The following is a 12108-nucleotide window of genomic DNA, read 5'->3' on the forward strand; positions in this document are numbered from 1 at the left end:
GGGTATGTCCGACACATTTGTATCTGCACAGTTGCCGCTTGCGCTGTTCCTTGATGATGACAGTGATTTTTTTAACGAGATCCGCTTTGTTGCCGAGACCAGCGGGCTTTGCCAGGTCGAGACCCTTTCCGAGAGCAGCAGGCTCCTGTCAGAGCTGGCTCAGCAACGTTATGCGGTCCTGTTCATGGATTGGGTCATGCCGTTTGTCACCGGTTCCGACCTCCTGCCGGTGATCAACAAGGAATACCCGTCGCTGCCGGTGGTCGTCATGACCGGCATCAGCGATATCAGTAATGCGGTGCGCTGCATGAAACAGGGGGCGATAGATTACCTCACCAAGCCGCTGGATGCCAACCGCTTCATCACCTGCCTGACCAATGCCCTGAAAATATCGGAACTGTCGAGCCAGAATCGGCAGCTCAAGGAATACCTGCTCGGCACCCCTTTGGAGAAACCGGAGAACTTCCGGCATATCATCACCTGCAGCGACAAGATGCAGGCTCTGTTCAAGCTGATCGAGACTGTTGCTCCCTCGCGTTACCCGGTGTTCATCACCGGCGAGACCGGGGTGGGCAAAGAGCTGATCGCCTCGGCGGTGCACAAGGCCAGCGGCCTCAAAGGGAAGTTCGTACCGCTCAATGTGGCAGGCCTTGACCCCCTGATGTTCGACGACACCCTGTTCGGCCACAAGAAGGGCGCCTATACCGGGGCTTCGGAATCGCGGGAAGGGTTGATCGGCCAGGCCCAGGGCGGGACGCTGTTTCTCGACGAGATCGGCGACCTCAGCCACCAGTCCCAGGTCAAACTGCTGCGGCTGTTGCAGGAAAACGAGTATTACCGGCTCGGCTCAGACCTCATCCAGAAGAGCGATGCCCGGATTGTCGCCGCTTCCAACAGGGATTTTAAAAAGCTGCTGAGCGAGGGTAAATTCAGGGAAGACCTGTATCATCGCCTCTGTTACCATCAATTGAGTATCCCTTCGCTGCGGGCGCGCAAGGAGGACATTCTCCTGCTGGTCAGCCATTTTGCCGGGCTGGCAGCGGCAAGTGTCGGCAAATCGGTGCCGTGCCTGTCGGCAGAGCTGCAGTTCATGCTTTGCGATTACGATTTCCCTGGCAACGTCAGAGAGTTGGTAAACCGGGTCAGCAACGCGGTGGTGGTGAATCGGAGCGGCCTGCTCACCCAGGAGGATTTCCCGGGGATGACGCCCAAGCATGAGGTGTTGGGAGATACCCAGGGCAATTGCGGCGGTCAGTTCAGTATGCATCTGGTCTTTCCGGAGTTTCCCACCCTGGAGCTGATCGAGCAGATCATGATCAATGAGGCGTTGAAGCGGAGTAATGGCCGAAAGGGGATGGCTGCCGAACTACTCGGCATTACCAGGCAGACCTTGCGCAACAGGATGGAAGGTTTTGAGTCGGCCTGATTTTGAGGGTTATTGATTGCCGGCAGCCGGCAGCCGGACCGTGAACGTTGTTCCCGAGCCCGCAGCAGAGTCAAAGGTGAGCGAACCGTTATGCTCGCTGATGATGTAGTTGGAAATGTACAGCCCGAGGCCGCTCCCACCTTTTTCAAGGCGGGTAGAGACGAACGGCTCCATCAACCTGTTCCTGATCTCTTGGGGAATCCCTGTCCCGCTGTCCTTGACCGAAACCATTACTTCCCCGGTTTTGTCGTCAATCCCGGTAATAACTGCGATTGCGCCGCGGTCCCCTGCGGGAATCGCCTGCATGGCATTCATCAGCAGATTGGTCACCACCTGGCCAAGTTGATAGCGATTGCCGGACACCGGCGGTATCCCTTCCGGAAGTTGCCGGTCAATGGAGATATCTTCCAAAAGCCGGTGGGCGTTGATGATCGAAAGGGCGTCATTGACCACCCTGTTGATGCTGATAGGCTCAAACAGTGAGCTCTGTTCGCCGATACTGTACTCTCTAAGGTTTTTCAGCACTTGATCGATCCGCACCGTACAGCGGTTGATCAGTTCCAGCGAGTTGGCAACCTCAATCCGCGACATACTGTACTGCATCCCGCCAAGCACGAAATCACCCTCATCCTGCGCCACCTTGTCGAGGATCGCCACCACATCGTTCCAGGTCTTGGCGAACTTCTGCCCGGCCAGTCTGATGGCCCCATTGGGGGTATTGATCTCGTGGGCAGCGCTTGACACCAGCAACCCCAGCGAGGTCATCCGGTTGGTCTGGATCAGCTTGGCCATGATCTTTTTGCGCTCTTCCTGTACCTCGGTTTTCATGGCCTCGATCAGCTCGTTCTGTAGCCTGGCATTATCTGCTTCTCTCAGTTGCAGGGCGCTTGCCAGGTCGTTGATGGCCGATGCGGCATCAGCCAGTTCATCCTGGCCACAGCCGACTATTCTGGCGGAATAGTCACCGCCGTGCATTGCCTTGAGACCGTTCACCAGCGGTTTGATCGAGCTGGTGGCCCAGCGGACGATCAGGTAGGAGATGAAGATGAACAGCAGCCAGAACAGCAGCCCGGTGACCGTGGTGGTTGCCACCAGAGAGAGGACCTGCTTGTTCAACTCCTCATTGTTCATCACCACCCGCACCTTGCCGATGTCCCTGGCAGTTGAGGCCTTGCCCCCCATCAGTTGATCGACCGTCGGCCCGAAATCACCGGAAGTGACCTTGGCTTCGCTTTTTATAAAGTCTTTGTCGGCAGCCTCGCTGTATAGAGAGACTTCGGCAATGGCCGCTCCGTTTTCATCAAAGACCGCAACTTTATGAACCCCTTTTTGTCTGGCGGTTTCCGTTGCGTAATAAGCCACCGCATCCTTGTCACCGGAAAAAAGTGGCAGCCGCACCCTGCTGGAGAGCTGCTTGGCATGCAGTTCTGCTTTCTCTGCACTGATCCTTTTGAACAGCGGGATGTCGTGAGCTATCCATAAACAGGTAAAGGCGGCCGACATCAGCAGGGTAAAGAGAGAGAAGGCGGCGAAAAGCCTGAAACGGAGACTTCCCGGCAGCCGGTTTTTGCGTTGTTCACCAGTCATTTTATTCCTTGAATAGAGCCGGCAACGGTCAGGTTGCTAGTTTGTTACACAATTACATGTAGTTGTAAAGATAGCACAGATTGTGCCGGAAATGATAGGAGGTGTTGGCCGGTGATTATTTGTAAGCTACGGCAGTCGAACTTGTCGGACTAGCGCGGCAGGTCCTGGACAACCATCTGTTCCAGGGTGGCGTCGTAGAAGTCGCGGCGGCAGGCCACATCGTCCATGGCACCGGTCTTCATGAAGGTCAGCAGGCGGCAGCCGCCGAAACAGAGCGGCAGGTAGGGGCAGGCCAGGCATTCATCATTCTGCCAGAGGTTCAGGTTGTGGGAGGCCGAATAGTCGCGGATGCCGGTGGCCAGCGTCCCGATACACAGTTCCGGCCAGCCCATGAAGCCGGGGCATTTGTAGATGGCGCCGTCCCAGTTGACCACCATGTCGTTGGCGAACTCCACCATGCAGGCCCCCATGGCAGGTTTTTCCACCTTGAAGCCGCGCCGCAGGGTCTCCTGCCGCAGCAGCAGGCTCGCCTCGGCCAGCCATGGCTCGTCGCACGACCGGCAGCAGCCGGTCGCGTCGTGGATGGTGTTGCTGCCGGATTTGGGGAGGATCGGCGCAAAGACCACCGGGTCGAGCCGTTGCGGATCGATTCCGGCGGCGAGCATGGCGTCGAGCATCTTTGGAAACTCGGTATAGTTGTCCCGGGTAAAGTTCCCCCCTGGCTTGAGGGTGACCAGCCGGTGGACCGCAGCGATATTGGCCAGGATGGTGTCGAAGCTCCCTTTGCCGGATACGAAGGGGCGTTGCGGGTCGTGGATCTCCCTGGGGCCGTCCAGGGTAACCTGGGCCGCGGTCAGCCCCAGCGGCAGCAGTTCCTCTACCACTTCAGGGGTGAGCAGGGTGGCGTTGGTCACCATGGTGCAGCTGAATTTGGTCCCCTGGTTCCTGGCCGCTTGTTGCAGTTCCGCTGCTATCCGCTTGAGCATGGGCAGCGCCATCAACGGCTCTCCGCCGTAGAAGCGGATTTGCACGTCACGACCCTTGGCGATCTGCTCCTGTTGGATATATACGACCAGCAGGTCTGCGGTTTCCGCCGTCATCTGCTGATTGCGCCGGAACTCCTCCTCGAAGCAGTAGGGGCAGGCGAGGTTGCACGCCATGGTCAGCACTACGGTTGCCGAAAAGTTGGTGCTCCGCTCATTGCTTTTAGCCACGATATTAGCCATGGCCTCCCGCTCCGCAGCCGGATCGTCCACCAGCAGCTCCAGCCGTTTCAGGGTGGCCCGGTCGCTCTCGGACAGGGTGTTGTCCCTGATGGCGGCCAGCTTGGCCTCGCTCAGCCGCACCAGCGAACCTTTTTTCGTGGAGTAGAGCAGGTGATGGCCTGGCCGTTGCGGGTCAGGGTAGATTTTCAGGTAGCAGGACAGCGGCATTGGTGCTCCGGGTGAGGGGAATGATGAAGGGGGGCGCGAGGCCCCCTTTGGGTTGTTTCTGTTTACTTCCGCGCGGAACCACCTCCTGCAGCGCAGCAGGCGCAGACCATATCGCACTCCTCCAGCCCTTCATCCAGTATCTCCAGCCCTCTTTCTTCGGTTTCCATGATGATGCCTCCTTTTAGTTGATATTCCATCGCTTGTGGATGAAAGAATATTGTCTGGATTTAATGGATAGATTTTGCTAAGTTACGTCTCGATTTGACAGTAGCTTAACTTTTGATATCGTATCGGTTCGATGCCAATTCAACTTAAGGGTTGTTTCTGCGACGCTACATCTTACTACATCTTTGTTTAGTACTGCTGGCCGTACTTTCGGCCTTCGGTGCTGCTGCGCCTGCTCTGGCTGCGGAAGAAGAGGTGTTGTCTTCGCTCGGCCTGGGTGACGAAACCGAGGTCTCCACATCCCATTTCCCCCGTCCTGCCTCCAAGGTTGCGGAAAACGTCACCGTTATCACCGCCGAAGAGATCGAACGGCTCAATGCCCATACCCTGGCCGATGTTCTGCAGGCAGTGTCCGGCATCCAGCTCGACTACCTGCGTACCCCCGGCTCCTTCTCTTACTTCAACATCCAGGGGGCGCTCAACACCACCGTCCTGGTGCTGATCGACGGGGTGCGCCAGAACGATTACCAGTTTAACATGGCCGAGCCGGGTGCGATCCCGGTGCAACAGATCGAGCGGATTGAGATTATCAAGGGGGCGGCCTCTACTGCCTGGGGCCCGGCGCTGGGCGGGGTGATCAACATCATTACCAAGGAGCCGAACCCGGAACGTGTTGCCTCCGGCATGGTCTCTGGTTCTGTCGGCGACCGGTTCACTGCTGATTCCAGGGCCGAACTAAACGGCACTGTTGACCAGTTTGGCTATTATCTCACGGCAGGGAACCTCCGCTCCGACGGCCTGCTCCCCAACAATCGCGTCAACTTTAACAACCTCTACGCTAAATTTTCGTACCTGCTCCCCACCAAAGGCACGCTTACCGTTGGCTACTCATACATGGGCGTTCGCCGGGGGATGGACGAGGGGTATATCGCAAGCTGGGATATTGTTGCCCATGACACCGACGACCTTCGCCGTCAATATGGTTTTCTCAAGCTTGACCAGCCGTTGGGTGAGCGGTTAAAGCTCGAGGTCGAAGGTTTTCTGACCGATAGATTTGGAGTCAGCGTTTGGGGTCATATAGACAATGGCACTGTCGTTAACGATAACGAAATAGAGGTACGGGACCGCAGCCGTGGCGTCAACGCCCGTCTTAACTGGGGTGACAGCCGACAGAACCTGGTGACTGGTCTGGAGTACGTTCATGCCGAGGGAAGAAATCGGGACCTAGCGACTACTGATCCGCCGATCTTTGACCGAAACTGGGACCGCTGGGCTTTGTACGCCAACGGCAGCTATTCCGTCGGTCCGTTGACCCTGCTCCCCGGCATTCGGATCGATCACACCGGTCTTTCCAGTGAATATTTCAGCTATACCATCGGTGCCACCTGGCGGCTGACCGAAAACAGTTTGCTCCGGGCCTACGGCTCCCAGGGGTATGGTCTGCCGTCACCACTGTCCGCGCACGGTCTGATGAAGGTCCGTACCGTACAGGCTGGCTTTGAGTCGAGTGAGATCCCGTACCTCTGGCTCAAGGGAACCTATTTCCATAACTGGTTGCGCGACATGGAATCGATCGGTGAGCAGGTGCTGCAAAACCAGACCCGCCAGGGTGTCGAGCTGGAGGCCCGCACCGTGCCGTTATACGGTCTGTCGCTCTCCAGTGGTTATACCTACTCGTATGTTCGGGATACGGATAGCGGCGAGCGGGTCAAGACCAGCAGCAATTGGTCCGTGCCGCCGCACCTGCTCAAGCTGGGGCTCAATTACGACAACAGCGGCCTTGGCTTGCGTGGCAGCCTGACCGGCAACTACGTTGACTGGAACGCCTCCGCCACTACCCTGGCCGCAGCTTCCATGATCTGGGACCTGCACCTTAACTGGAAGGTTCTGCCGCAACGGGAACTGTCGCCGGAGCTGTTCTTTTCGGCCCGCAACCTCTTTGACGGTGTTCAGACCACTGATACCGAGCTGTTCAAAAATACCCCCCGCTGGTTTGAGGGCGGAGTGAGGTTTAAATTCTGATGAGGACGCTATTGCTCTCCATAGCGCTCTTCGTCTTGAGCGCCGCACCTGCCCTGGCCGTGGACGTGCTGATCGCCCAGTCCGGCACCGGCGCTGCCTATGCCGAGGCGCTCCGCGGTTTCCGCGAGGTGTTCAGCGGCTCCACCCAGACCATTGTGCTCACCGACTATGCCGATGTGGATCTGGTGCGTATTGTCAAGGAAGAGCAGCCAAGACTGGTGCTGGCTGTCGGTGACCCGGCGCTGGCCAAGGCGAAAAAAGTCCGCCAGGTGCCGGTGGTGGCAGTGATGGCGCTGTCGCTGAATCTTCCCAAGCCGCCGCTAACCAATGTCCATGGGGTTGCGGTAATCGCTTCGCCTAGCCGGTACATGCAGCTCTTCTCCGGCATGGGGGCCAAGCGGGTCGGGGTGCTCTACGACCCGAACCGGACCGGCAACTACCTGAAGCGGGCACTGCAGGCGGCCGAGAGCGCCGGTGTCAAGCTGGTAGTGCGCGAGGTGAACGATCCCCGCGAGGTTTACGAAAAGATCGAGCAGTTGAACGGCGTCATCGACCTTCTCTGGATGCTCCCGGATGCCACGGCCGTCACCTCAGCTACCCTGGAGGCCTATTTCGGCTTCTCGCTCAAGCACAAGACGCCGCTGGTCTCCTTCAGCGAGCAGTACCTCCCCAAAGGTGCGGCAGCATCCATAGACATTGACCGTGTGGACATGGGCAGGCAGGCAGGCGAGATTGCCGCCAGGTTCCTGGGCGGCTCAGTGTCTGCTGGGACCGCCGTTGACCCCCGCACGGCAAAAGTGAACAGTAATCCCATCATTGAAAAGAAACTCGGACTGAAGATCCCGTAACTCTCTCCGTTTTCGGTAATACCCCCCTGAAAACCGCAGCGGTACCCCATGCTAAACCTGGTTAATCCCACTTTTTTGCGTCGTGCTTTTTGCGATGTAAAATTTTTTTCCATTTTGTGTGGTTGTCTAACTGTTTGGAATTAAACAATAAAAAAAATCATGTAAAATTTTTTTCCATTTTGTGTGGTTGTGTAACTATCCGTAATTAAACAACAAAAAAAATCATGTAAAAATTTTTTCCATTTGCCCTCCCTAAAAACAACATCTAATTAACACCTCTTTTACTGACGAGTTCGCCCTGTTTCATGAAAATCCTGGAGATCGCTTGAATTACAGCCTGTTGCGCTGCCCGGCACATTTGTTGCCATGTGTTTTCAGCAGCCACTGTTTATCAAATTTCAGGAAAGAGGCTTTTTCATGTCGCAGGCTTCACAAACCATTGCCACCTATGTTGATCTGCTCAAAAATACCAAGCTGAACGCGTACACCAGGGATCAACTGGAATACATTCTCTATCAACTAAATCTAAGCATGCTCAAGATTGAACACTCAAATGTGGGATCTGTAGAATTGCCGTGCAAGCAGTCAGAACTAGAGCTGTTGAACCGTTTGATCATAGCCACCACCGAGGAAGACAGCCCGACTGCGGCCAAGGAACTGGGGGATAGAATGTCCCAGATCATAAGCCGTTTCCACGCAGTTAATGACAGGCTTGAAATCAGGCACGTCTGTAAGGAGCGTCATTGAAATCGGAAGTCATTGATAAGAACGATGCGGCCCAGGAGTTGGCCAAAAAGTGTCCGCACCAGGTTTCCTGCCTTAAAACAGGCCAGTGCGGCGAGAGGTCATTATGCACAGTCCGGCGGTGTGTCGGTGACAATGTCCTTTTTCTTGAAGGCAATGTGCCGTTTGTCTGCCCGTACCTGCTTCCTTTTGGCTATGGGCATCTTTGTACCTGCCCGGTGCACGCGGAACTGTACAAGTCTGAGCCGCGAATCGCAGGTCCGGCAGGAAGCAAATCGCCTAAGAAGCATAAGCCGGCTTCTGATCCCTAGATTGTTCTCGCCTGTCATGGAATTCCCCTTTCGGGGACGCGGCACTGAGGCTTTTTGATCCCTTCCTTTCAGACTGTCCGGTGCCGCGCATCCTTTTTCAAGTGTCATGGTATTTTGCTGACCGGTAGGGAAAGGAAGTCTTTAAACATGTTCACTCCGTTAAGTATTAATGACTGCCCGGCTAGCAATTTTTCACTGCCGCTATTCCTTTGGTAACTGATGAAATTCCTGATTGTTGACGATAACCCCGATGATCGCAGGATGCTCCGCCACCTTCTGTCGGCGCACGGCCATGACGTTCTGGAAGCCTGCAACGGACACCAAGGGTTGCAGTTGGTCTCGGCCAACAGTCCTGACCTGATCATATCCGACGTGTTGATGCCAGTCATGGACGGTTTCCAGTTTCTCCACGATCTCCGTAAAATCAGTTCAGTCCCTTTTATTTTCTACTCCGCAGTCTATGACGGAACCAGGGATATGCAGCTTGCGAATTCCCTGGGAGCTGATGGCTACATTATCAAGCCGACCGACCCGGCGGAGTTGGTCAAGGAGATTGCGCGGATCAGCGGTAAAGCGTCCACAATGAAAGACTGCGGGCTGGGGGATGCCGAATACCTGAAGAAGTACAACCAGGTGGTGGTTAATAAACTGGAAGAACAGGTGCGGGAGTTGGAGATATCCCTGGCTGAACGGCAGCGGATGGCAGGAGAACTGGCGGCCCGCGAACAGGAGTTCCGCAGCCTGGCGGAGAACGCTCCGGACAATATCGTTCGTTACGATCTGAAAGGGCGCAAACTGTATGTCAATCCGGCTCTGGAGCGGACTCTCGGGATTCCTGCTGCAGAGTTGATCGGAAAGGACCCCGGGGAATCTGATCCGAACGGCACATTAGCCGATTATCATGCCGCACTCCAGAAGGTTATTGCCACTGGCGTTGGCGCAGAGATGTTGTTGGTGTTCGCTGATGCAACCGGTTCCGTCGTTCATCACGAGATCAGATTTGTCCCGGAGCGCGATCAGAATGGGACCATTACCGGTGTGCTGGGGATCGGGCGCGACATCACCGAGCGCAAGGCCGCGGAACAGGCACTGCTCAATGAGCAGAAACGGCTTGCCGAAATGGCACTAGAGCTTTCCATGGCCGAGGAGCGGGAACGCCGGCGGATTGCCGCCACCCTGCACGACTGTATCGGTCAGGATCTTGCGCTGTCGCGGATCAAGCTGGGGATGCTTGCCAGGGCGTCACTGACTGACACGGAAAGGGATATTCTCGGCAATTCCCAGGAGATTCTTGACCGGGTGATCAGCAATGTTCGTAACCTTACCCACCTGATCTGCCCGCCGATCCTGGAGACTGCGGGGCTTGAGGCGGCACTGAAATGGCTGGGGAGGCAGATGGAGGCCGATTACGGATTGAGGGTGAAGTTTACTTCTGGCCTTGATGAGAAAGCGGTAGGCGTTGAGGTTCATCACGAACTGTATCATGCTGTCCGCGAGCTGCTGATCAATGTCGTAAAACATGCCCAGACCGGCTCTGCGCGGCTTATAGCCGGTAGTGAGCGCGACTGCGTCACCATAAGGGTTGAGGATGACGGGGTCGGGTTTGATCGAGGGGTAGTTGCACAGCGTCATGACAGTGAGAGCGGAGGGTTTGGTCTGTTCAATATAGATCGTAGGGTCAGCCATTTCGGCGGGTCGGTTGTCGTCGATTCCGCCCCTTATGCAGGTACTCGGGTCACAATCCAGATGCCGCTGACATCTGCCACCGAAACCGGCACTGCCCTGCAATGAGGAGCATATGAGCATTAAAGTATTGCTGGTCGATGATCATAAAATCATGCGTGAGGGATTGATTTCCGTCTTGGGGATGGCAGAGGATGTCGATGTCGTAGCCGAAGCTTCCTGCGGCTCGGAAGCAGTGGCAAAGGCGCTGGAGCATCTTCCCGATATCGTGGTGATGGATCTTTCTCTGCAGGACATGGGGGGGATCGAGGCGACCCGGCGCATCCTGGCAAAGCGACCCTCGATAAAGGTTCTGGTGCTGTCCATGTCATTGGACCGGAACTGCGTCCTTGAAAGCCTCGACGCCGGCGCCAGGGGATATATCGCCAAGTCCTGCGCTGCCGAGGAGCTGGTGGTCGCCATTCGGACGGTCCATGCCGGTAAACCCTATTTGTGTGTCGATGCGACCGAGATCATAATTCAGGGGTTCTCTTCCTGCTTGCCTATGGGGCAGAGTTCGCAGCTGCTTACCCACCGGGAACAGGAAGTGCTGAAGTTGACCGCCGAGGGGGGTAACACCAAGGAGATTGCCTTTGAACTCGGCGTCAGTATCAAGATGATTGAAGTCCATCGGATGCACATCCGCAAAAAACTAGGTCTGAAGAGCATTGCCCAACTCACCACCTACGCGGCGCGCACAGGTTTGATCTCCATCTAGAGTTCCCAACATCTCTCCTTCCTGCAACTTGAGGCTCCTCAGCTTAGGCCCTGCCTGGCCTGCGTAGCCTCTCTTGCCATTAACCGGAATCCCTCAAAATTTTTTGCAGTGAAGCGCACAGGACATCAGCAAACTGCAAGAGCCTGCTGCGGTGTCAGCCCGCTTTATTCCGGATTCAACTCTCTGCATGGTAGGGTTTTCCCTATCTAATAACTTCCGATAAACGAACGTTGCAACTCATTGATAGTGTGTCAAATTTTAGACTCTAAGCATTTTTTAATCGGTGTCTTTGCCATGCTGCTGAGGTGTGAAAGCTGATGTGGGGCGGTTGACGTGGCTTAACTGAACTGCGGCCTTTGACAGTCAGGAAGCGAGGAAAAGTATGCAACATGAAGGGTGGTGCATGGGAGCCGAGGAGTTTCGTATTCTGGTGGAAAATTCGCCTGATGCCATTGTCCGCTACGACCGGCAATGCCGTCGCCTTTATGTCAATCCGGTTGTGGAACGGATTGCCGGGAAACCTGCCGCTCTCCTGATCGGGAAAACCCCTGGAGAGGCATTTGTAGGCTCTCCCGAGATCGGGGCTCAGATCCTGGCTGCCGTGGCACAAGTTTTCAATCAAGTCGCTGCACAAGAAATCGAAATCTCCTGGATGGCGCAGGATGGTGGCATGTGCTATTCCCAGGCGCGCTTTGTGCCGGAGTATGGCCCTGCCGGAGAGGTGAAGAGTGTTCTCGGGATTACCCGGGATATCACCACGTTGCGAAAGACCGAAGCGCAGCTGCTCCAAACGCATAAGTTGGAGTGTATAGCCACCCAGGCCAGAGGGGTAGCCCATGGCTTCAACAATATCCTTGCGGTGATCGGGGGCTATAGCGAACTGCTGCGCTTTTCGATCGATGCTGATGATAAAAGGTATAGTTATGTTCGGGAAATTTCGGCTTCGGTGGAGCGTGGCGCAGAGTTGACCAGGAGCCTGCTTGCCTCCAACAGCAAGCGTGAGCCACACATGCAGGTTGACGATCTTAACCGGGTCGTTGCCGATCAGTCGGGGCCTCATTTGTAACGTGAGCTGAACAATAATGCCGAGGAACTGCAGCGGTTGGTGGCGTTTAGAAGAGGGTTCAATCCA

10 protein-coding genes are annotated in these 12108 nt (G+C 55.8%); 8 read left to right on the plus strand and 2 right to left on the minus strand.

Going from position 1 to position 12108, the window contains the following annotated elements; genetic code table 11:
* The first annotated feature begins 4 nt into the window (after positions 1-4).
* Positions 5-1426 carry a sigma-54-dependent transcriptional regulator gene (locus tag KI809_RS14445; RefSeq protein ID WP_214172290.1) on the plus strand — a complete coding sequence of 474 codons (1422 nt, stop codon included), beginning with the start codon at positions 5-7 and terminating at the stop codon, positions 1424-1426.
* 9 nt (positions 1427-1435) lie between these two features.
* Here KI809_RS14445 and KI809_RS14450 read toward each other — a convergent pair whose 3' ends face one another.
* Both KI809_RS14450 and gptM read right to left on the minus strand, forming a co-directional pair.
* Complete coding sequence (locus KI809_RS14450; protein WP_214172291.1) at positions 1436-3013, minus strand: sensor histidine kinase; 1578 nt, start codon at positions 3011-3013, stop codon at positions 1436-1438.
* A gap of 149 nt (positions 3014-3162) precedes the next feature.
* Entirely contained in the window at positions 3163-4446 is a 1284-nt protein-coding gene (gene gptM / locus KI809_RS14455; RefSeq protein ID WP_214172292.1) for a geopeptide radical SAM maturase, read from the minus strand.
* A 420-nt stretch (positions 4447-4866) separates the two neighbouring features.
* Between gptM and KI809_RS20770 the strand changes: the two genes are divergently transcribed.
* The 7 genes from KI809_RS20770 to KI809_RS14490 all read left to right on the plus strand — a co-directional run bounded on the left by KI809_RS20770 (position 4867) and on the right by KI809_RS14490 (position 12042).
* A complete protein-coding gene (locus tag KI809_RS20770; protein WP_337833320.1) occupies positions 4867-6633 on the plus strand; it encodes a TonB-dependent receptor plug domain-containing protein in 1767 nt (588 codons plus the stop codon).
* A complete protein-coding gene (locus KI809_RS14465) occupies positions 6633-7481 on the plus strand; it encodes an ABC transporter substrate-binding protein (protein ID WP_214172294.1) in 849 nt (282 codons plus the stop codon). Before KI809_RS20770 ends, KI809_RS14465 begins: the two co-directional genes overlap by 1 nt.
* Positions 7482-7898: 417 nt before the next feature.
* Positions 7899-8228, plus strand: a complete 330-nt coding sequence (locus tag KI809_RS14470; RefSeq protein ID WP_214172295.1) for a hypothetical protein — start codon at positions 7899-7901, stop codon at positions 8226-8228.
* The gene (locus tag KI809_RS14475; RefSeq protein ID WP_214172296.1) at positions 8225-8536 is read left to right on the plus strand and encodes a hypothetical protein; all 312 of its coding nucleotides are present in this window, start codon (positions 8225-8227) and stop codon (positions 8534-8536) included. Before KI809_RS14470 ends, KI809_RS14475 begins: the two co-directional genes overlap by 4 nt.
* A 219-nt stretch (positions 8537-8755) precedes the next feature.
* A complete protein-coding gene (locus tag KI809_RS14480) occupies positions 8756-10327 on the plus strand; it encodes a hybrid sensor histidine kinase/response regulator (RefSeq protein ID WP_214172297.1) in 1572 nt (523 codons plus the stop codon).
* A 7-nt stretch (positions 10328-10334) separates the two neighbouring features.
* Positions 10335-10976 (plus strand): response regulator transcription factor, encoded by a 642-nt coding sequence (locus KI809_RS14485; protein ID WP_214172298.1) that lies wholly within the window; start codon positions 10335-10337, stop codon positions 10974-10976.
* A 382-nt stretch (positions 10977-11358) separates the two neighbouring features.
* Positions 11359-12042 (plus strand): PAS domain-containing protein, encoded by a 684-nt coding sequence (locus KI809_RS14490; protein ID WP_214172299.1) that lies wholly within the window; start codon positions 11359-11361, stop codon positions 12040-12042.
* The last annotated feature ends 66 nt before the right edge of the window (positions 12043-12108 follow it).

It is taken from the genome of Geoanaerobacter pelophilus (genome assembly GCF_018476885.1).
Taxonomy (GTDB): domain Bacteria; phylum Desulfobacterota; class Desulfuromonadia; order Geobacterales; family DSM-12255; genus Geoanaerobacter; species Geoanaerobacter pelophilus.